The sequence below is a fragment of the Janthinobacterium sp. JC611 genome, assembly GCF_018682595.1.
Lineage (GTDB): Bacteria > Pseudomonadota > Gammaproteobacteria > Burkholderiales > Burkholderiaceae_D > Janthinobacterium.
Genome location: NZ_JAFLJN010000087.1, coordinates 36,654 through 57,222, shown reverse-complemented (window position 1 = coordinate 57,222; position 20,569 = coordinate 36,654). Strand labels below are relative to the sequence as shown.

General features: G+C 65.5%; 20 protein-coding genes. 18 read left to right on the top strand and 2 right to left on the bottom strand.

Annotation, left to right across the window (positions count from 1 at the left end; genetic code table 11):
- Window positions 1-152: 152 nt before the first annotated feature.
- The gene (locus tag J0O65_RS27645) at window positions 153-1,649 is read right to left on the bottom strand and encodes a sensor histidine kinase (RefSeq protein ID WP_215410314.1); all 1,497 of its coding nucleotides are present in this window, start codon (window positions 1,647-1,649) and stop codon (window positions 153-155) included.
- A complete protein-coding gene (locus J0O65_RS27640) occupies window positions 1,646-2,368 on the bottom strand; it encodes a response regulator (protein WP_152250110.1) in 723 nt (240 codons plus the stop codon). Before J0O65_RS27640 ends, J0O65_RS27645 begins: the two co-directional genes overlap by 4 nt.
- A gap of 214 nt (window positions 2,369-2,582) precedes the next feature.
- On the opposite strand from J0O65_RS27640, the gene J0O65_RS27635 reads away from it, so the two are divergent.
- From J0O65_RS27635 to J0O65_RS27550, 18 genes are all read left to right on the top strand, one after another.
- Window positions 2,583-3,644 carry a porin gene (locus J0O65_RS27635; protein ID WP_215410313.1) on the top strand — a complete coding sequence of 354 codons (1,062 nt, stop codon included), beginning with the start codon at window positions 2,583-2,585 and terminating at the stop codon, window positions 3,642-3,644.
- Between the two features lie 3 nt (window positions 3,645-3,647).
- The gene (locus J0O65_RS27630) at window positions 3,648-4,628 is read left to right on the top strand and encodes a Bug family tripartite tricarboxylate transporter substrate binding protein (RefSeq protein ID WP_215410312.1); all 981 of its coding nucleotides are present in this window, start codon (window positions 3,648-3,650) and stop codon (window positions 4,626-4,628) included.
- 45 nt (window positions 4,629-4,673) lie between these two features.
- Complete coding sequence (locus J0O65_RS27625) at window positions 4,674-5,771, top strand: ABC transporter substrate-binding protein (RefSeq protein ID WP_215410311.1); 1,098 nt, start codon at window positions 4,674-4,676, stop codon at window positions 5,769-5,771.
- Window positions 5,772-5,840: 69 nt separating this feature from the next.
- The gene (locus J0O65_RS27620) at window positions 5,841-7,631 is read left to right on the top strand and encodes an ABC transporter permease (RefSeq protein WP_215410310.1); all 1,791 of its coding nucleotides are present in this window, start codon (window positions 5,841-5,843) and stop codon (window positions 7,629-7,631) included.
- Between the two features lie 20 nt (window positions 7,632-7,651).
- Window positions 7,652-8,725 (top strand): ABC transporter ATP-binding protein, encoded by a 1,074-nt coding sequence (locus J0O65_RS27615; protein ID WP_215410309.1) that lies wholly within the window; start codon window positions 7,652-7,654, stop codon window positions 8,723-8,725.
- Between the two features lie 2 nt (window positions 8,726-8,727).
- Window positions 8,728-9,792, top strand: a complete 1,065-nt coding sequence (locus J0O65_RS27610; RefSeq protein WP_215410308.1) for an AbrB family transcriptional regulator — start codon at window positions 8,728-8,730, stop codon at window positions 9,790-9,792.
- Between the two features lie 936 nt (window positions 9,793-10,728).
- Window positions 10,729-11,430, top strand: a complete 702-nt coding sequence (locus J0O65_RS27605) for a beta-ketoacyl synthase chain length factor (RefSeq protein ID WP_353056257.1) — start codon at window positions 10,729-10,731, stop codon at window positions 11,428-11,430.
- On the top strand, window positions 11,423-12,214 hold the full coding sequence (locus J0O65_RS27600; protein WP_215410306.1) for a lysophospholipid acyltransferase family protein: 792 nt from the start codon (window positions 11,423-11,425) through the stop codon (window positions 12,212-12,214). The genes J0O65_RS27605 and J0O65_RS27600 overlap by 8 nt, the downstream gene beginning before the upstream one ends.
- The gene (locus tag J0O65_RS27595; protein WP_215410305.1) at window positions 12,207-12,461 is read left to right on the top strand and encodes a phosphopantetheine-binding protein; all 255 of its coding nucleotides are present in this window, start codon (window positions 12,207-12,209) and stop codon (window positions 12,459-12,461) included. Before J0O65_RS27600 ends, J0O65_RS27595 begins: the two co-directional genes overlap by 8 nt.
- A 30-nt stretch (window positions 12,462-12,491) precedes the next feature.
- A complete protein-coding gene (locus J0O65_RS27590; RefSeq protein ID WP_034750398.1) occupies window positions 12,492-12,749 on the top strand; it encodes an acyl carrier protein in 258 nt (85 codons plus the stop codon).
- Window positions 12,750-12,752: 3 nt separating this feature from the next.
- The gene (locus tag J0O65_RS27585; protein ID WP_215410304.1) at window positions 12,753-13,298 is read left to right on the top strand and encodes a COG4648 family protein; all 546 of its coding nucleotides are present in this window, start codon (window positions 12,753-12,755) and stop codon (window positions 13,296-13,298) included.
- Window positions 13,291-15,120 carry an ApeI family dehydratase gene (locus J0O65_RS27580; RefSeq protein ID WP_215410303.1) on the top strand — a complete coding sequence of 610 codons (1,830 nt, stop codon included), beginning with the start codon at window positions 13,291-13,293 and terminating at the stop codon, window positions 15,118-15,120. Before J0O65_RS27585 ends, J0O65_RS27580 begins: the two co-directional genes overlap by 8 nt.
- Window positions 15,114-16,202 (top strand): class I SAM-dependent methyltransferase, encoded by a 1,089-nt coding sequence (locus J0O65_RS27575; RefSeq protein ID WP_215410302.1) that lies wholly within the window; start codon window positions 15,114-15,116, stop codon window positions 16,200-16,202. Before J0O65_RS27580 ends, J0O65_RS27575 begins: the two co-directional genes overlap by 7 nt.
- 1 nt (window position 16,203) lies before the next feature.
- Window positions 16,204-16,950: a glycosyltransferase family 2 protein gene (locus J0O65_RS27570; protein WP_215410301.1), complete on the top strand. Its 747-nt coding sequence runs from the start codon at window positions 16,204-16,206 to the stop codon at window positions 16,948-16,950.
- Window positions 16,947-17,945 (top strand): lysophospholipid acyltransferase family protein, encoded by a 999-nt coding sequence (locus J0O65_RS27565; RefSeq protein ID WP_251374035.1) that lies wholly within the window; start codon window positions 16,947-16,949, stop codon window positions 17,943-17,945. The genes J0O65_RS27570 and J0O65_RS27565 overlap by 4 nt, the downstream gene beginning before the upstream one ends.
- Window positions 17,932-19,500 (top strand): HAL/PAL/TAL family ammonia-lyase, encoded by a 1,569-nt coding sequence (locus J0O65_RS27560; protein ID WP_215410300.1) that lies wholly within the window; start codon window positions 17,932-17,934, stop codon window positions 19,498-19,500. Before J0O65_RS27565 ends, J0O65_RS27560 begins: the two co-directional genes overlap by 14 nt.
- The gene (locus tag J0O65_RS27555) at window positions 19,493-19,960 is read left to right on the top strand and encodes an acyl-CoA thioesterase (RefSeq protein WP_502793604.1); all 468 of its coding nucleotides are present in this window, start codon (window positions 19,493-19,495) and stop codon (window positions 19,958-19,960) included. Before J0O65_RS27560 ends, J0O65_RS27555 begins: the two co-directional genes overlap by 8 nt.
- The gene (locus J0O65_RS27550; protein ID WP_215410299.1) at window positions 19,957-20,568 is read left to right on the top strand and encodes a LolA family protein; all 612 of its coding nucleotides are present in this window, start codon (window positions 19,957-19,959) and stop codon (window positions 20,566-20,568) included. The genes J0O65_RS27555 and J0O65_RS27550 overlap by 4 nt, the downstream gene beginning before the upstream one ends.
- The last annotated feature ends 1 nt before the right edge of the window (window position 20,569 follow it).

Here is a 20,569-nt window from a genome sequence, read left to right as displayed (position 1 = left end):
TAATGCGGAGAGACTGTCTCGCCGCTTAATGGGAGCCGAATTGTATAGGGATGAATATGTTTATGTAAGGCAATTATTTAAAAAATATTAGAAATAAATTACGTGTTGTTTTTTGGCAACAGTCGATATTGATTGAGTATCTGGGCCGCGCGCTAGGTGAGCGCGCCAAAATGCACGCTCACCTTGAGTCCATTTCCATTTGCCGCCGTCGCCAGTTCCAGCCGGGCCCCATGCAGGGCGGCGATGTCGCGCACGATGGCCAGGCCCAGTCCCGCGCCGCCGGGGTTGCTTTCGAGCGCCGCGCCCACGCGGTAGAACGGCGTGAATACGCGCTCGCGTTCGGCCGGCGGGATGCCGGGACCGCTGTCTTCCACTTCCAGTACGGTGTCGCTTTCCTCGCCGTCCTTCTCCGGTGCGCGCACGCGCAGGATCACGCAGCCGCCCTGCGGCGTGTAGCGCAGCGCATTGTCGACCAGGTTGACCAGCAGTTCGTGCAGCAGCAAGGCCTGGCCATGCACGGGCGCTTCGTCGGGCGCTTCCAGCGACAGGTCGATGTGCTTGCCGACGGCGGCCATGGCCATTTCCAGCCCCACCTGCTGCGCCACGTCGCGCAAGGGCACGGTATCCATGGACAGGCTGTCGCCGCCATGCTCGATGCGCGCCAGGGTCAGCAGGCGGTTGGCCAGCAGCACGGTCGAATCGGTGGTGGCGGCGATCGAACGCACGATGTCGCGCAAGGCGGCGATGTCCGGCGGCGCGCCCGCCTGGCGGTCGCATTCGCGCATGGCCAGTTCGGCCTGGGTTTTCAGCACCGTCAGCGGCGTGCGCAGCTGGTGCGAGGCGTCGGCGATGAAGCGGCGCTGGCTGGCGATCAGCTGCTGCAGGCGCGACATGGCGCCGTTCATGGCGCTGACCAGCGGACGCATTTCCTTGTGCACCAGCGTGGGATCGACGTCGGACAGGTCGGACAGGGTGCGCGTCTCGACCTCCGTCTTCAGGCGCATCAGCGGCTGCAGCACCAGGCGCACGGCGAACCACACGAGGGCGCCCATCGCCAGTATCATCGCCGCCTGCCAGATCAGGGTGTCGAACAGGATCTGGTTCGACAGGCCGCGCCGCGCGTCCAGCGTCTCGGCCACCTGGATCAGGGCGATGCCGCGCATCGAGTCGTCGTACACGGGTTGCAGCAGGGCGGCGATGCGGATCGGCTTGCCGTGGTAATCGGCGTGGTAGAAGCGCACCAGGGCCGGATAATTCTGCGAGCGGGGCACGTTCTTCGGCACGGGCGGCAAGTCGCCATAGCCCGACACCAGTTCGCCGTTGATGCCCGTCACCTTGTAGTAGATGCGGCCCAGGGTATCGGTCTCAAAGCTGTCGAGCGCCACGTAGGGCACTTCGGCCACCACCTTGCCGCCGACGATGGAGACGCGCTCGGCCAGCGCCCGCGTCGAGGCCAGCAAGGAGCGGTCGTAGGCCATGTCGGCCGCATCGAGCGCGTTGCGGTAGACGAAGACGGCATCGAGCAGCACCAGCATCACCAGGGGGATGAGGAGCCAGCGCAGCAGCTGGCTGCGCAGGCTGCCCAGCGGCCGGCCCTGCGTCCAGCGCCGGCGCAGGCGTTCGGCCAGTGGCGGACGGGGCGCGCTCATTTTGGCGCGGCCGGCGCCATGGCGCTGCGCGGCTGCAGCAGGTAGCCGATGCCGCGCAGGGTGGTGATCACGGCGCCGTCGGGCGCGCCGCTCTCCACGCCGTTTTCCAGCTTCTTGCGCACGCGGTGGATGTACAGTTCGATGGCGTCCAGGTTGGCGTCGTCGGCCAGCGCGAAGACTTCGTCGAACAGCTTTTCCTTCGACACGGCGCGCCCCGAGCGCGTGATCAGCGCTTCGAGCACGGCGTGTTCGCGCGGCGTCAGGGCCAGCGCCGCGCCGGCATAGCTGAACATGCGCGTGACGGTGTCGAAACTGAGCGCGCCGCAAGTGTGCACGAGGGCTTCGTTGCCCTGGCTGCGGCGCAGCAGGGCTTTCACGCGCGCTTCCAGTTCGGCCAGCTCGAACGGCTTGGCCATGTAGTCGTCGGCGCCCAGGTTCAGGCCCTGCACTTTTTCATCGAGGCCGCCGCGCGCCGTGAGTATCATGACGGGAGTCTTGCCGCGCGTGCCGCCGCGCGCGCGCAGGCGGCGCAGCACGTCCAGGCCATCCATCTTCGGCAGGGTCAGGTCGAGCAGCACCAGCGAGTATTCCTGCGTGTGCAGCAGGGCGTCGGCATCGGCGCCGTTGTGGGCGGTCTCCACCGTCAGGTGCGCGTCGCGCAGGGCCTTTGCCAGCCAGTGCGACAGCTCCAGATGGTCTTCCACTAATAATATGCGCATGGTCTCCGCCATTCGTTTGAAACGGTGCAGTGTAAGCCTGCCGGCGCCGCGCCGACAGGGGCGGCGATGAATATGTTTGTGCTCTTTGTGGCTGGCTGGCGACACCTGTCAGTCTGAAAGCCAATTGAAAGGATCGCGCTCATATAGTGTGATCCTGATTCATGAAATTGATCAGGCATATCACTAATAACTATATCTAAGGGAGATACTCTACATGAAGAAGACCGCATACGCGCTGGCCGCTCTGGCTGTCCTGGCCGCCGCTGGCAGCGCCCAGGCGCAATCGAACGTCACCCTGTACGGCCGCCTGGACGCCGGCATCAGCAACACCAGCAACGCCGGTCCGAACAAAAGCTCGATGACGCAGGTGAGCTCGGGCGGCATGAACACCTCGCGCTGGGGCATCCTGGGCAGCGAAGACCTGGGCGGCGGCCTGAAGGCCGTCTTCAACCTGGAAGGCGGCATCCTGGTCGACACGGGCGCGGCCGACGGCGCGCTGTTCAAGCGCCAGGCCAATGTGGGCCTGGAAGGCGCGTTCGGCCGCGTCGTGCTGGGCCGCTCCTTCACCACCGTGTACGACTTCGTGCTGCCGTTCGACCCGATGGCGTATGCGCCGTTCTACTCGTGGGCCACTTCGGGCAATGCGACGGGTCCGAGCAAGTACGGCATGACGACGGCCTTCGACAACATGGTCAAGTACTCGGGCAAGACGGGCGGCTTCAGCTACGGCGCATCGTACGGCTTCGGCGAGCAGACGACGGGCAGCTCGGACAGCGCCAAGCTGTCCACCGCCGTCACCTACCAGACGGGCCCAGTCAGCCTGCTGGCCACGTATGAACAGGTGAACGGCAACGCCATCGCCGGCGGCGCGCGCGACAAGACCACCGTGTATCACCTGGGCGCCATGTATGACGACGGCCCGTGGAAAGTGCAGGCGGCGGCGCGCGACTACAAGCTTGACCCGGCAGCGGCAGGCAAGGCCGACGTGCGCGGCACCCTGTACTGGGGCGGCGTCAGCTACAAGACCACGCCGGTCATCACCCTGACGGGCGTGATCTACTACCAGGACGTGAAGAACGTGGCGGCCAACCTCGATGCCGATCCGATCATGTACGTGGCGCGCCTGCGCTACGCCCTGTCCAAGCGCACCGACCTGTATGTGGCCGGCGCCTACGCCAAGGCCAAGCACAACCAGCTGGTCAGCCTGTCGCGTGACGATGCCGGTTTCGGCGACACGCAGCGCGGCCTGATCGCCGGCATCCAGCACCGCTTCTAAGCCATGACGATGCTGCGCGCCCTGTTCCTGTCGTTGCTGTGCCTGTTGCCCGCTCTCGCGGCGGCGCAGGCGTCGGCGCCGGCCGAGTGCGTGGTGCCGTCCAAGCCGGGCGGCGCCATGGACCTGACCTGCAAGCTGGCGAAAAAAGGCCTGGCGCAGGAGGGCGTGGCCGCCGCGGGAGCGGCGATGCGCATCAGCTATCTGCCCGGCGGCATCGGCGCCGTGGCCTGGCACTCGATGGGCTCGCAGCGCCGCCGCGCCGAAGCGAACACGCTGGTGGCCTTTTCGGGCGGCTCGCTGCTCAATCTGGCGCAGGGCAAGTTCGGCAACGCCAAGGCGGGCGACGTGCGCTGGGTGGCGGCGCTGGGCGCCGATTACGGCATGATCGCCGTGCGCAGCGATTCGCCCTACAAGACGCTGGGCGACCTGATCGCGGCATTGCGCCAGCATCCGGACAAGGTGCTGATCGGCGTCTCCGGCACCATCGGCAGCCAGGATTGGCTGAAGATGGCGCTGGTGGCGCGCCATGCCGGCATCGATCCGAAAGTGCTGCGTTTTGTCGCGCTCGAAGGCGGCGGCGAAGTATTTACGGCGATGCAGGCCGACTACGTGCAGGTGGTCTCGGGCGACACGTCCGAGGCCACCCTGAACGCCGGCGCCAACCATGCGCGCGTGCTGGCGGTGCTGTCGGAAAAACGCCTGCCCGGCGTGCTGGCCGGTGTGCCGACGGCGCGCGAGCAGGGCTTCGACGTGGTCTGGCCCATCATCCGCGGCGTGTGGATGGGGCCCCAGGTGCCGGAGGCGGACTACCAGCGCTGGGTGGCCACCTTCGACCGCGTCATGGCCACGCCGCAGTTCGCCGAGTGGCGCGCCCAGGCCGGCCTGTACCCATTCGCCCTGACGGGGCCGAAGCTGACCGCGTACGTCAAGAAGGCGGTCGACGAGTATGCCAGGCAGGCGAATGAGCTTGGCCTGATGCGCTGAACGACATCCCATTAAAAAAACCTATTCATAGACGGAGACAAACCCATGCAAACCAAGACCATCCTCAGCATCGCCATGGCTGGCGCATTTGCCAGCCTGGCCGGCGCCGCCTTCGCGCAAGTGCCAGCCGGCTATCCGGCCGACTACCAGAAGGTCATCGACGCCGCCAGGAAGGAAGGCAAGCTGGTGATCTACAGCGCCACCGACAGCAAGGCCGCCGCGCCGCTGATCAAGGATTTCAGCGCCCTGTATCCGGGTATCTCGGTCGAATACAACGACATGAATTCGACGGAAGTGTACAACCGCTTCATTTCCGAAGTGGCCGCCGGCGGCAACACGGCCGACGTGATGTGGTCGTCGGCGATGGACTTGCAGATGCGCCTGGCCTCGGACGGCTATGCCCTGAAATACAAGTCGGTCGAAGCGGCGAAGATTCCCGGCTGGGCCATGTGGGACGACCAGGCCTACGGCACCACGTTCGAGCCGGCCGCCATCGTCTACAACAAGCGCTTGCTCGATGCTAAGGAAGTGCCGAAGAACCACGACGATTTCGTCAAGCTGATCGCCACGCCGAAATTCAAGGACAAGGTCACCACCTACGACATCGAAAAATCGGGCGTGGGCTTCATGTTCATGGCGCAGGATGCCAAGGAATATCCACAGTTCCTGGCGCTGGAAAATGCGTTTGGTACCGCCAAGGTGCGCGTGCAGTCGTCGACGGGCACCATGATGGAGCGCATCTCCTCGGGTGAAAACCTGATCGGCTACAACGTGCTGGGCTCCTACGCCCTGGTGCGCGCCAAGACCGACCCGTCGATCGGCGTGGTGCTGCCGAAGGATTACACGCTGATCCTGTCGCGCGTGCAGTTCATCAACAAGAACGCGAAGAACGTCAACGCCGGCAAGCTGTGGCTCGATTACATCCTGTCGCACCGCGGCCAGACCATCATCGCCAACGGCGCCAAGCTGTTCGCCATCCGCGCCGACGTCACGGGCGAAACCACCTCGGCTGACCTGATCAAGGAAATCGGCGCGGCCAACGTCAAGCCGATTCCCGTGCATCCGATCATCCTGCAATTCCTGGGACCGGCCAAGCGCATGGCCTTCCTGAAACAATGGAAAGAAACAGCCGGCAAAAAATAATGCCGTCCTGGCCGTCCGCGGGCGCCTGCCCGCGGACGGATGCCGCACCCTTCATTCATTGGATTCATCATGCAAACTGCCATCTTGCCGCTGCCTGCACGGTCGCGCTCTCCCTTGTCGCGCCTGAACTGGCCGCGCGGTGTGGTCGTGACGATCACGCTGATCGCCATCTTCCTGCCGTTGTTCCTGATTTTTTACCAGAGCTTTTTGAACGCGCCGTTCTTCATGCCCGCGCGCGAATTCGGCTTTGACTCTTACCGTTTCATCTTCGATGATCCCGATTTCTCGATGGCCTTCAAGAATGGCCTGATGCTGGCCTTGGGCCTGACCGTCATCGCCGTGCCGCTGGGCGGCATGCTGGCCTTCCTGATGGTGCGCACCGACTTGCCGGGCCGCGGCTGGGTGGCGCCCATGCTGCTGGTGCCCATTTTTGTGTCGCCGATGGTGATGGGCTTTGGCTACGTCGTCTCGATGGGGCCCGTGGGCTTCTACTCGATCTGGGCCAAGGAACTGCTCGGCTTCGTGCCCTGGAATATTTACTCCTTCACCAGCATCGTCATCATCGCCGGCCTGACGCACGTGCCGCACGTTTACCTGTACGCCTCGTCGGCGCTGAAAAGCCTGGGCTCGGACGTGGAGGAAGCGGCCCGCGTGGCCGGCGCCTCGCCGGTGCAGGTGATGCTCAATGTGTCGCTGCCGATGATCATGCCGGCGCTCGCGTATGCGGGCGTGCTGGTGTTCTTCCTCGGCTTCGAAGTGTTCGGCCTGGTGCTGGTGCTCGGCGATCCGGAAGGCCACCTGGTGCTGCCGACCTATCTGTACAAGCTGACCAACAAGCTGGGCACGCCGTCCTACCACCTGATGGCCGCCGTCGCCGTCTGCCTGGTGATGGTGACCATGCCGCTGGTGATGATACAGCGCTGGCTGCTCAAATCGGCCAACAAATACGTGTCGATCAAGGGCAAGGGCGCGCGCAGCAAGGCCATGCCGCTGGGCCGCTGGAAGTGGCTGGCGTTTGCCCTGCTGGCGGGCTGGCTGATCTTCACCATCATCCTGCCGTTGACGGGCATCGTGCTGCGCTCCTTCGTGCAGTACTGGGGCGAGGGCGTGCACCTGGCCGACGTGCTGACCTTGCAGCATTTCCGCGATATCTTCGACCAGCCCTCGCTGGTACGCGGCATCGTCAACACCATCCTGATCGGCGTCGTCGGCGGCGCGCTGGCCGTGGGCTGCTACAGCTTCATCGCGCTGGCCATGCACCGCAAGCAGGATGGCATCACGCGCCTGCTCGACTACAGCGTGCTGGTGCCGCGCGCCGTGCCGGGCTTGCTGGCCGGCCTGTCGTTTCTGTGGGTGTTCCTGTTCGTGCCGGCCTGGCTGGACGGCATTTTGAAGGGCATGGACAATGGCGTGGCCCTGTGGCTGAGCGGCCATGTGATCCCCGTGCTGCGCGAACTGCGCTCGACCATCTTCGCCCTGTGGCTCGCGTATTCGGTAGTGTGGATGGCCTACGGCATGCGCCTCATTTCCACCGCGCTGCTGCAGGTGGGACCGGAACTGGAAGAAGCGGCGCGCGCCGTCGGCGCCAGCCGCGGCCAGGTGACGCGCGACGTCACGCTGCCATTGATCAAATACGGCTTGCTGGGCGCCTGGCTGATGGTGTTCCTGATCTTCGAGCGCGAATATTCGACGGGCGTGTACCTGCTCTCGCCGGGCACGGAAGTGATCGGCGCCATGCTGGTGTCGCTGTGGGCGGGCGGCTCGACCGACCTGGTGGCGGCGCTGTCCTTCATCAATATCACCCTGGTGGCCATCGGCCTGGGCATCGCCTTGCGTTTCGGCGTGAAACTCCATAATTAATAGAAGACTGAGACCACATCATGAATGAATTGACCGTCAATGAATTGCACCTGGACTATGGCACGGGCGCATCCGCCAACCAGATCCTGAAGGGTGTCTCGATGCACCTCCAAAAAGGCGAAGTGGTCGCCCTGCTGGGGCCTTCGGGCAGCGGCAAGACCACCTTGCTGCGCGCCGTGGCCGGGCTGGAAAGCCCGAAGGCGGGCACCATCCAGATCGGCGAGCGCAATGTCTTCGACGGCGCGCAGCAGTTCGAGATGCCGGCCGAGCAGCGCAACCTGGGACTGGTGTTCCAGTCGTACGCGCTGTGGCCGCACAAGACCGTGTTCGATAACGTCGCCTACGGCCTCAAATTGCGCAAGATGGGCAGCACGGAAATCGCCGCGCGCATCAAGGAAGTGCTGACGCAGCTGGGCCTGGGTCATCTGGGCGAGCGCTATCCGCACCAGCTGTCCGGCGGCCAGCAGCAGCGCGTGGCGATCGCCCGCGCGCTGGTGTACAACCCGCCCGTGATCCTGCTCGACGAACCGCTGTCGAACCTGGACGCCAAGCTGCGCGAGGAGGCGCGCGCCTTCCTGCGCGAACTGATCGTGCGCCTGGGCCTGTCGGCCCTGATGGTGACGCATGACCAGGGCGAGGCGATGGCCATTTCCGACCGTATTTTGCTGCTCAATAACGGCAAGATCGAGCAGCAGGGCACGCCGCAAAGCATGTATGAAACGCCGGACACCTTGTTTACAGCCGAATTCATGGGCAGCAACAACCGCCTGCCCGGCAAGGTGGTGCAGCGCGAAGGCAATCAGGTGCGCCTGCTGGTCGACGGCGCGTCCATGCAGGGCGTGGCGCGCGGCGCCAACGTGGGTGCGGAAGTGACGACCATGATACGCGTCGAGGAAGTGAAGATCAGCGCCACGCAGGTGGAGAATGCCATCGAGCTGCCGCTGCTGACCTGCATGTACCTGGGCGACCGCTGGGAATGCCTGTTCGAGCGCGGCGGCGCCGAGAACATCAGCCTGCGCGCGTATTCGCGCCACAAGCTCGAGGCGGGCAAGTACTGGCTGCACATGCCGGCCGATAAGCTCTGGGTATTTTAACGGTGCCGTGGTGGCCACGCTGGCGCGCCGTCGGCGCCGCGCTGGCCGCCGGGCTGGCGGGCGCCGCCATCTGCCTGTGGCTGCACACGCCGCTGCCGTGGATGATCGGCCCCCTGTTCGCCACGGCCGCGCTGCGCCTGGCGGGGCGCGAACTGGCTTGCCCCGTGCGCGTGCGCGAGGCGGGCCAGTGGGCCATCGGCACGGCCCTGGGCCTGTATTTCACGGCGCCCGTGCTGGCCGTCCTGACTGTCTATACGCCGTGGATCGCCGGCGCCGTGCTGTTCGCGCTGGCGCTGGGCGCCGCTGGCGCCATGCTGCTGCGGCGCCTCTCCGGCGTCGACCATGCCACCGCCTTCTTTGCCATGGCCGTCGGCGGCGCGTCGGAGATGGCCGTGCAGAGCGAGCGCCATGGCGCCGACGTGGGCAAGGTGGCGGCCGCGCACAGCCTGCGCATGATGCTGGTGGTGGCGACGATTCCGTTCGGCGTGCGCTACTGGGGCAGCCATGGCCTGGCGCTTGGGCATGAAAACTTCGTGCCCGGCGCCGCGCTGGTCGATGATGGCGGGCTGGCGCTGCTGGTCGGCATCACGGTGCTGGCGGCCCTCGCATTGAAACGGGGCCAGGTGCCCAACGCCTGGGTCATCGGCCCGCTGCTGGCCGCGCTGCTGCTGACGGCCTGCGGCATCCATCTGACGCGCCTGCCCGAGTGGATGATACGCGCGGGCCAGCTCTTCATCGGCATCGCCCTGGGCACGCGCTTCAGCCCCGCCTTCCTGCATGCGGCCCCGCGCTACCTGGCCGGCGTGGCCCTGTGCAGCTTGCTGATGCTGTTGCTGGCGGCCGCCTTCGGACTTGGCCTGGCGCACTGGCTGGAGATTCACCCCGGCACGGCCATCCTGGCCACGTCGCCCGGCGGCATCGCGGAAATGTCGCTGACGGCCAAGGCCCTGCATCTGGGCGTGCCCATCGTCACGGCCTTCCACGTGGCGCGCATGGTGGTGCTGGTATTGCTGATCGGCCCCCTGTTTTCATTGCAGGACAGGCGGCGCGGCCGCAATGGAAGCTGATGTCAGCGTCAAGTGGGGAGGGCGCTCCCGGCCTGGTTGAGAGTAATGCCGCTGGCGAATGGCTGCGCCGGACAGCGGGCAGTCATCGCCTCCCGGCTAATTCGGCAGGCGGCCGTGATGGCCATTAACGTCCTGCGTGCAGGGTGTCCCGGATGGCTGATGCCGCCCCGGCGCCGGGGGGGGGGGTCCAGCGGACGAGCTGTGCGATAAACCGCGGCCATCTGGCTGGCCGCATGGCGATTCGCTGCAAGCAAGTATGCGAAATCAGGGCACGCAATCACGGAAAGATTCCGGTATTTTCCCTGCGGGCCGATGGCAGAGTCAAATTGAATGCAGGGCGGGCAGAACCGGATAAAGCAAGTGCTCGTTTTTTCACGTTTTAGCGCCATATTTCATCCAATATCCCCTGTATTGCTGCTACTTTCCCACGCCGGTGGCCGAGAATGCCGTGCGGCGCTTCCGGCTTATGTGCAGGGCGGGGCGTGCGCACATTCTTGCTCGAAGCGCAGTGTCAATCTGGCACCGTGGGCGATGTTGCGGCGGGGGTGCTGCTTGTTATCTAAAAACAACGCTCGCGGCATGGATTTGACACGCTGGTTTTTATCGTTGGTAAAAAATCCTTTTTTTTAAAATGCGCTTTATCTGCTGGAGAAAAGCCGTTTCTCAATCGCAGGGTATTGTCGGTGATGTTACAAATAGTAATTGGCGCCGATGGCGATTAAATACGGGGTGATTCTGGCTGTCTTAAAAAAGTTGCCCCAAGGCCATTTATTTTAGTTATTTTGACTTCCTTCGTTTATAATTTGAAAAGAACGCCGGCGGGGCTTTTTGCGCAGTTTTGACGTGAGTTCGACCTTTTTTGAACTCAGGGAAATGTATATGCGCACCGACGGTGTCCGTTTTTCAATTGTCAGACATGCTGCCTGGGCACCGGGAGTGGAAACGCCGCAGCAATGGCTGGCCTGGGCGCAAGCCGCCTCGCCCGTCGCGCCGATCGCCGTCGCCGGTGAGCCGGGCGTGCGCGGCATGGCACCCCTGCTGCGCCGCCGCGCCGGCCAGTTGGGCAAGATGGCGCTCGAAGTGGCCTATGCCTGCCTCGGCGAGCAGCGCGATACCCCCCTGGTCTTTTGTTCGCGTCACGGTGAAGTGAGCCGCGCCGTCGACCTGTTGTCGGCCCTGGCGCAGGGGGAACCCTTGTCGCCGACGGCATTTGGCATGGCCGTGCACAATGCCAATGCCGGCCTGTTCTCCATCGCCCGCGTTGATACCGCACAGCAGGTGGCCATGGCCGCGGGTGCCGCCAGCGTCGAGGCGGCGGTGATCGAAGCGTGCGCCTTGCTGGCCGATGGCGCGCCGCAGGTCTTGCTGGTGGTGGCTGATCGTCCCTTGCCTGCCCCTTTTGCCTCCTTTGAAGACTGTCATGAGCAGCCGCACGCATTTGCCTGGCTGCTGCAGGCGGCCGACGTGCCGGGCGCCGTTTTTGGCCTTTCCTGGCGCGCGCGCGGCAGCGCCGATGCGCCACGGCCGGCCAATGCCATGCCCGCCAGCCTGGCCGCATTGCGCTTCATGCTGGGCGATGCCGCCACGTTTGAGCATGTCGCCAACCGCCAGTGCTGGCGCTGGAGCCGCCATGCATAAGCTGGCGCGTTTCCGTGCCAGCGCTTCGCTTGTCTGGCGCACGTTTGCGACGGCACTCAGTTTTGCCGCCTTCGGCGTGGGCGGCCTGCTGCTGCGCGTGCTGGTCTTCCCCCTGCTGCACCTGCTGGTGTGGCGGCGCGAGGCGCGCGTCGCTGGCGCACGCGCCATCATTCGCTGGAGTTTTCGCCTGTATATCGGCCTGATGCGATTGCTCGGCGTGTTGCGCTACGACTTGCGCGGCCTCGACAAACTGGAGCGGGGCGGCCTGCTGATCCTGGCCAACCATCCGACCCTGATCGACACGATTTTCCTGATGGCGTATGTGAAGCAGGCCGACTGCATCGTCAAGTCCGACTTGTGGAACAACCCGTTTACGCGCGGTCCCGTGCGGGCCGCCGGCTATATCAACAACACGGGCGGTGCCGAACTGGTGGACGCCTGCCTGGCGTCGCTGGCGCGTGGCAATAACCTGATCATTTTCCCGGAAGGCACGCGTACGCCGTACAGCGGCGAGATCGTGCTCAAGCGGGGCGCGGCGAATATCGCCGTGCGCGGCCGCCGCGACGTGACGCCGGTGCTGATCCGCTGCCTGCCGAAGACCCTGGGCAAGGGGGAGCAGTGGTGGCGCGTGCCCGCCCGCCGCGCGCATTTCGAGATCGCCGTGCAGGACGACCTGGCGATCGGCGAGTTTACCGGCGGTGGCGCCAGCGACGTGATGGCGGCGCGCACTTTGACCAATCATCTGCAACATTACTTTAGCGGGAAACAGGAACAACATGCTTGAACAAGAAGTGAAGGAACTGATCATCGAGGCGCTGCAACTGGAAGACATGAGCGCCGCCGACATCGACACGGATGCGCCCCTGTTCGTCGAGGGCCTGGGTCTCGATTCGATCGATGCGCTGGAACTGGGCGTGGCCCTGCAGAAAAAATACGGCATTTCCCTGTCGGCCGAGTCGGCCGATACGCGCCGCCACTTTGCCTCGGTACGGGCGCTGGCGGCCATGGTTGACACTCACAGAAAGAAGTAAGGGAGCAGCAAAATGGTAGATATGAGCGCAATGAGCCGCGACGAACTGTACGCGTGGGTAGTGCAACTGCTGGCCGAGATGTTCGAGCTGGATCCGGCGGCGCTGACGCCGCAGTCGAATCTGTACGCCGAACTCGATATCGACAGCATCGACGCGGTCGACCTGGCGGTCAAGCTGAAACAGCTGACGGGCAAGCGCCTGCAGCCGGAAGTGTTCAAGACCATCCGCACCATCGACGACGTGGTCGAGGCGTTGCGGGCGATGTCGGTGTCGGAACAGGCGGCATAACGCGTGCTGCTCAATGCCGTCGCGTTGCTGCTGACCGTGCTGTATCCGCTGGCGATCTGGTTTGGCCACGGACTGGTCGAGCCGCGCTGGCTGGCGCTGCTGCTGGTGCTGGCCATCGCCTGCCGCCTGCCCGCGCTCAAGCTGCAGCGCGCCGCGCGCTGGTCGGCGGCGGCCGCGCTGCTGCTGGTGGCCGTTGCGCTGTGGAGCAATCTGCTGCTGCCGCTCAAGCTGTATCCGGTGCTGGTGAATGCCGTGCTGCTGGCCACCTTCGGCTACAGCCTGTGGACGCCGCAGTCGATGGTGGAGCGCCTGGCACGCCTGCGCGAGCCGGATTTTCCGCCGGCGGCCATGCGCTACACGCGCCGCGTGACGCAAGTCTGGTGCGGTTTTTTCATCGTCAACGGCGGCATCGCCCTGGTGACGGCAGTGTGGGCCAGCGACGCCGTCTGGTCGCTGTACACGGGCGTGATCGCCTATATCCTGATGGCCCTGTTATTTGGCGGCGAGTACCTCGTCCGCCTGCGTTTTAAGCGTTTGCACCATGCCTGAATCCTCCCTGCCGCAAGCAGCATCCCCGATTTCCCCGTTGGCGCGCCTGGCGCAATGCCTGCATGCTCACCCGCCCGCCCGGGTGGCTGGCTGGCGCGATGGCGTGGCGCTCGATCATGCGCATCTCGCCGCGCGCATGGGGGCGTGGGCCGGTATGCTCGAACGCCAGCCAGGCCGGCATTTCGCCCTGTACCTGGATGACAGCCTTGAATTTGGCGCGGCCTTGCTTGGCGCCTGGCAGGCAGGCAAAACCATCTGGCTGACGGCCGATACACTGCCGGCCAGCTGTGCCTCGCTGGCCGCGTCGGTCGACGGCTTTCTTGGCCAGTTCCCGGCCGCGCATGCGCCCTTGCCGGTACCGGCCGGTGGCGCGCCGGCGCCTGCGTGGAGCGAGCTTGCCGACGATTTCCCCGCGCTGGTCGTGCACACCTCCGGCAGCACGGGCGTGGCGCAGGCCATCCCGAAAAAGCTTTTGCAGCTGTGCAGTGAGGTGGCGACCCTGGAACAGCTGTTCGGCGCCCATGCGCATGGCGCGGCCGTTGTGGCCACCGTCACGCACCAGCACATCTATGGCTTGCTGTTCAAGGTCTTGTGGCCGCTGGCCGCGGGGCGTGCCGTGCATGCGCACAGCGTGGACTTCCCGGAGCAGCTGGCTGCGCTGCTGGCGCAAGGACCCTGCGTGCTTGCCGCCAGTCCCGCGCACCTGAAGCGCCTGCCCGAGCACCTGGACTGGACTGGCGCGCGCGCGCAGCTGCGCGCCGTGTTTTCCTCGGGCGGCCCGCTGGCTCTCGATAGCGCGCTGGCGGCGGGAACGTTGCTGGGCCGCGTGCCGCGCGAAATCTATGGCAGTTCGGAGACGGGCGGCGTGGCCTGGCGCCAGCGCTCGCAGGAGCATCCCGACGACGAGAGCTGGCAAGCGTTTCCCGGCGTGGCCTGGCGCCTGCAGGACGACGGCGCGCTGGCGGTGCGTTCGGCGCACCTGGCCGACGATGGCTGGCTATGCCTGGCCGACCGTGCGCGGCACGCGTCGGCGGGGCGCTTCCAGCTGCTGGGGCGCAGCGACCGCATCGTGAAGATCGAGGAAAAACGCATTTCGCTGAGCGCCATCGAGGCCGCGTTGCTGGCCACGCCGTTGGTGGACGAGGCCAGAGTGCTGCTGTGCGATGCACCTGCCGGAGAGCGCCAGAAAGTCGCTGCCTTCATCGTCTGCACCGCTGCTGGCCAGGCGCTGCTGGCCGCCGACGGCAAGCTGGCCCTGAACCGCCAGCTGCAGCTGGCGCTGGCTGGCCAGGTGGAGGCGGTTGCCGTGCCGCGCCGCTGGCGCTACCTGGAACGACTGCCCATCAATGCGCAGGGCAAGACGACGCAGGCGCTGCTGCTGGCGCTGCTGGAGCACAAGGATGCTGCGCCGCGCCTGCCGCATGCGCAGCTGCTCGAAAGCGAGACTGGCGGCGTAGCTTCGCGGCTGCTGTTCGAACTGCGCGTGCCCGCGAACCTGTTCTATTTCGATGGCCATTTCACGGATGCGCCGCTGCTGCCCGGCGTGGTGCAGGTGGAATGGGCGCTGCACTACGCGCGCCTGCACCTGGACTTGCCCGCGCAGTTCCGTGCCATGCATGCCTTGAAATTCCAGCAGCCGGTGCTGCCGGACCGGCCCGTGCGGCTGACGCTGGAATTTGACGCATCCAAGGCCAGCCTGCAGTTTCGCTATCTGTCGGACGCCGGCCAGCATGCCAGCGGCCGCATCCTGTTTCACCCGCAAGCCGCCACCGTTCCCGGTGTCGGCGCCGATACACCCACTCCAGCAGCGAGCGCATGTTAGATAAAAAATTCTCACCCGAACGCCAGACCGCCTTTGCCGCCCGTTTCGAGGCGCAAAAAATCGCTTTCGGTCCCGTCGTCTTTCAATGCGTGCGCTATGCCTGGAAGCGCGGCATGCTGCAGGCGCTGGCCGACACGGGGCAAAGCGGCTTGAGCGTGGCCGACATGGCCGCCAGCGGCCGCTGGACGGAATATGCGCTGAAGGTGGCGCTCGAGTCATGCCTGTCGGCCGGCGTCGTCTCGCTGCGCGAGGGCGCGTATGTGCTCGACAAGGTGGGTTTCTGCATGCTTACCGACAGCATCACCCAGGTCAACCTGGACTTCATGCACGACGTCTGCTACCAAGGCTTGTTCGACCTGGACCGCTCGCTCGACGCCGAGCAGCCCCTGGGGCTGACGGCGCTGGGCGACTGGCCGACCCTGTACCAGGGCCTGTCGGCGCTGTCGGAACCGGCCAAGGGCAGCTGGTTCGCCTTCGACCATCACTATTCGGACACCTCGTTCCCCGAGATTTTCCCGGACGTCTTCGCCACGGCGCCGCGCCGCATCATGGACATCGGCGCCAACACGGGCAAGTTCGCCAGCGCGGCGTTGGCCTACCATGCGGGCGTGGAGCTGCACCTGGTCGACCTGGAACGCCAGCTGGCGGTGGCCGACCGGACCTTGACGGATGCGGGCGTGCGCGAGCGGGCCCATTTGCATGCCTGCGACCTGCTCGACGACGACGCTGCGCTGCCGGCCGGCATGGACCTAATCTGGATGAGCCAATTTCTCAGCTGCTTCTCCGAGGCGGCCATCGCCAGCATCCTGCGCCGCGTGGCGCGGGCGCTGGGACCGAACGGGCAAGTGCTGATCATGGATACCTTCTGGGACCGCCAGCAGTATGACATCGCCGCCTACTGCCTGATCAACACCTCGCCATACTTCACGGCCATGGCCAGCGGCAACAGCAAGATTTACCAGAGCGCCGACTACATCCGCCTGGCCGGGGCGGCCGGGCTGGAACTTCTGACCACGCGCGACGGCATCGGCTATTGCCACTCGCTGCTGCGCTTTGGCCGTGCCGGAGCACGCGGTGACTGAAATGCGTTTCCTTCCCTGCATCGTCATCCCCGTGTTCAACCATGAACATGCGATCGGCGCCGTGGTCGGGCGCCTGCTGGCGCACGGCGTGCCGCTGATCCTCGTCGATGACGGCAGCGCCGCTGCCGGCGCACGCACGCTCGACGCGCTGGCGGCTGCGCACCCGTCGCGCGTGACCCTGCTGCGCCATGCGCACAACCAGGGCAAGGGCGGCGCCGTGCTGACCGGCTGCCGCCATGCGCAGGCGCAGGGCTACAGCCATGTGCTGCAGATCGATGCCGACGGCCAGCACGAGACGGACGATGTGCCGCGCTTCCTGGCGCAGGCGCAGGTCGCGCCGGCGGCGGTGGTGGTCGGCTATCCGGTGTACGATGAATCGGTACCGGCTTCGCGCTTCTACGCACGCTATGCCACGCACGTCTGGGTATGGATCAATACCCTGTCGTTGCAGATCCGCGACTCCATGTGCGGTTTCCGCGTGTATCCGCTGGCGCCCTTGATGGCGCTGGCAGGGCGGCGTCAGCTGGGACAGCGCATGAATTTCGATACCGATGTGCTGGTGCGTTTGTACTGGGATGGTTTGCCGATGGCGAACCTGCCGACGCGAGTCGGTTATCCCAGCGACGGCGTCTCGCATTTCCAGCTGTGGCGCGACAACGTGCTGATCTCGCGCATGCATGCACGCCTGTTCTTCGGCATGCTGTGGCGCGCGCCGCGCCTGCTGGCGCGTCACTGGCGCGCGCGATGACGATGGCGTCGCAGCAGCAAGAGCGGCAAGCGCAACAGCGCGGGCACTGGGCCGGCTTCAACGAAGTGAGCTTCGTGGCCGGCATGCGCCTGCTGTTCTGGATCTGCCGCGTCTTTGGCCGCTGGCCGTTCCGCATCGTGCTGTATCCGGTGCTGGCCTGGTATGTGCTGACGCATGCGCGCGCGCGCCGCGTCTCGCGCGCCTACCTGGCGCGCATCGCCGCCTGTGGCGGACCGGCGAAGCTGGGCGTGCTGCGGCATTTCGGCGCGTTTGCCGAAACCATCCTCGACAAGATGCTGCTGTGGGGCGGCCTGTACGACACGCGCGGCGTGAGCCTGCACGGCGTCGATGGCCCCGATGGCCCCGATGGCATCGACCGCTGCATCGACGAGGGCCGCGGCGCCTTGCTGGTGTGCGCCCACCTGGGCAACCTGGAGCTGTGCCGCATGCTGTCGCAGCGCGATATGCGCCTGAAGCTGACGGTGCTCGTGCATACGCGCCATGCGCAGGCGTTCAACCGCATGCTGGCGCGCCTGAACCCCGACAGCCAGCTCAATCTGATGCAGGTAACGGAAATCACGCCCGCCACGGCCATGCTGCTGGCCGAGAAGGTGGCGCAGGGCGAATTCGTGGTGATCGCCGGCGACCGCATTCCCGTCTCGCCGCAGCCGCGCGTAGCCGTGGCGCCTTTCCTGGGCCAGCCGGCCGCGTTTCCGATCGGCCCGTATGTACTGGCCAGCGTGCTGCAATGCCCCGTGTATTTACTGTTTTCGATGCGCATCGGCCAGCGCTCGGAAATTCATTTCGAGCGGCTCCGCGAGTCCCTGCACCTGCCGCGCAAATCGCGCGAACCGATGCTGGCCGAACTGGCCGCCGCCTATGCCGCGCGGCTGCAACACCACTGCCTGCGCGCGCCGCTCGAATGGTTCAATTTTTACGATTTTTGGCAACTCCCCGATACTTCAAGACTGGATATTCCCGATGCAACTCGCTGACCTGAAAAACACCCGGCGCGCCGTCCGCTTCGACCGCGAGCGCCTGCGCATCGAAGACATTACCGATATCGCGCACGGCCGGGCCAGCGCCGAACTGTCCAGCGATCCCGTCTTTCTGGCGGCGATTGCGCGCGGTGCCGATTTTCTCGACCGCCTGCTGCGCGAGGATGGCACCATCTATGGCGTGACCACGGGCTACGGCGATTCGTGCACGGTCACCGTGCCGCCGGAACTGGTGGCCGAACTGCCGCACCACCTGTACACCTATCATGGCTGCGGCCTGGGCGAATTTTTCACGCCCGCGCAGACGCGCGCCATCATGGCGACGCGCCTGGCGTCGCTCTCCAAGGGTTTTTCCGGCGTCAGCGTGGAACTGCTGGCGCAGATCGCGCGTCTGCTCGACGCCGGCCTGCTGCCGCTGATTCCGTCCGAAGGCTCGGTGGGCGCCAGCGGCGACCTGACGCCGCTGTCCTACCTGGCGGCGGTGCTGTGCGGCGAGCGCGAAGTCTGGCGCGACGGCGTGCAGGTGCCGGCGGAACAGGCGCTGCGCGAAGCGGGCATCACGCCGCTGCGCCTGCGTCCGAAGGAAGGCCTGGCGATCATGAACGGCACGGCCGTCATGACGGCCCTGGCCTGTCTGGCGTATGAGCGTGCCGAATACCTGGCGCGCCTGACGACGCGCATCACGGCCATGGCCTCGTTCGCGCTGGACGGCAACGCGCACCATTTTGATGAAACGCTGTTCTCCGTCAAGCCCCATCCCGGCATGCAGCAGGTAGCGGCCTGGCTGCGCGCCGACTTGCCTACCGATAGCTGGGAACGCAATGGCAAGCGTCTGCAGGACCGCTACTCGATCCGCTGCGCGCCGCACGTGATCGGCGTGCTGGCCGATGCCTTGCCGTGGCTGCGCTCGTCCATCGAGAATGAGCTCAACAGCGCCAACGACAATCCCATCATCGATGCCGAAGGCGAGCGCGTGCTGCATGGCGGCCATTTCTACGGCGGCCATATCGCCTTCGCCATGGACAGCATGAAGAACACGGTGGCCAACCTGGCCGACCTGCTGGACCGCCAGATGGCCTTGCTGGTCGACAGCCGCTACAACCAGGGACTGCCGGCCAACCTGTCGGGCGCCACGGGGCCGCGCGCGGCCATCAACCATGGCTTGAAGGCGCTGCAGATCAGCGCATCCGCGTGGACGGCCGAGGCGCTGAAGCTGACGATGCCCGCCTCGGTGTTCTCGCGCTCGACGGAATGCCACAACCAGGACAAGGTCAGCATGGGCACCATCGCCGCGCGCGACTGCCTGCGCGTGCTGGAGCTGTGCGAGCAGGTGGCTGCGGCCCTGCTGATCACCGTGCGCCAGGGTGTCTGGCTGCGCTGCAAGGGCAACCCCGACGTGCTGCCGCAGGCGGCGCTGACGGCCATGATGGATGCGCTGGCGGCCGATATCGCTCCCGTGGAAGAAGACCGCCGCCTCGACCCGGAACTGCGCGTGCTGCTCGAACGCATGCGCGCCCAGGCGTGGCCGCTGTACGGAGCCGAGCATGGCTGACCTGCAGAACGCTACGCACAAGGTGCGCGACAGGAAGGCCGCGCCCAGCCGCTGGCACGCGGAAGTGGAGATGCAGGTGCAGTTCTTCGATCTCGACCCCATGGAAATCGTCTGGCATGGCCGCTACGTCAAATACCTGGAAGTGGTGCGCTGCGCGCTGCTCGACAGCATCGGCTACAACTATGTCGACATGAAGGCGTCCGGCTACGCCTGGCCCGTGATCGACATGCACTTGCGCTACGTGGCGCCGGCCACGTTTGGCCAGCGCCTGACCTTGCGCGCCGACCTGGTGGAATGGGAAGACCGCCTGAAGATCGAGTACCTGGTCAGCGACAGCGCGACGGGCAAGCGCCTGAATCGTGCCAGCACGACGCAGGTCGCCGTCGATATCGCCAGCGGCGAGATGTGCTTTGCCTCGCCGCCCGTATTGTTTGAAAAATTGGGATTGAAGGCCGTATGAAAAACCAAATCAACATCCTGCTGGCAGGTGTGTGCCTGCTGGCGCTGTCCACCGTGCACGCGGCCGCGCCCGTGGCGAAGATCGAGTCCATGCTGGCCAAGCCGCAGCAGCTGTGCGGCCGCTTCGACCAGAGCAAGCAGCTGGCAGGCATGAAGAAGGCGCTGGCCTCGAATGGACGCTTTTGCGTGGTGGCGGGCAAGGGGGTGCTGTGGCGCACCTTGCAGCCATTCCCGAATACCCTGCGCCTGACGCGCGACGAGATCGTGCATTTCCAGGGCGAGCGCGTGGCCATGCGCCTCGATGCGAAGACGGAGCCGGTGGTCAAGATGATCAACAGCGTGCTGTTCTCGCTGCTGGCCGGTGACCTGGGGCAGCTCGATACCCTGTTTGAAGTCGATGGCAGCATCGATGGCGGCACCTGGCAGGTGGCGCTGAAGGCGCGCCAGCCGGCGCTGGCCAAGGCCATCGGCAGCATCCGCCTCGATGGCGGCGCCTTCGTGAAGAATATCAGCATCAGCGAAGCAAGCGGCGACCGCACCAGCATCGTGTTTTCCGCGATTGAAACGGGACCAGCCGCCATCACGGCGCAAGAGGCGGCCCTGTTTTGAA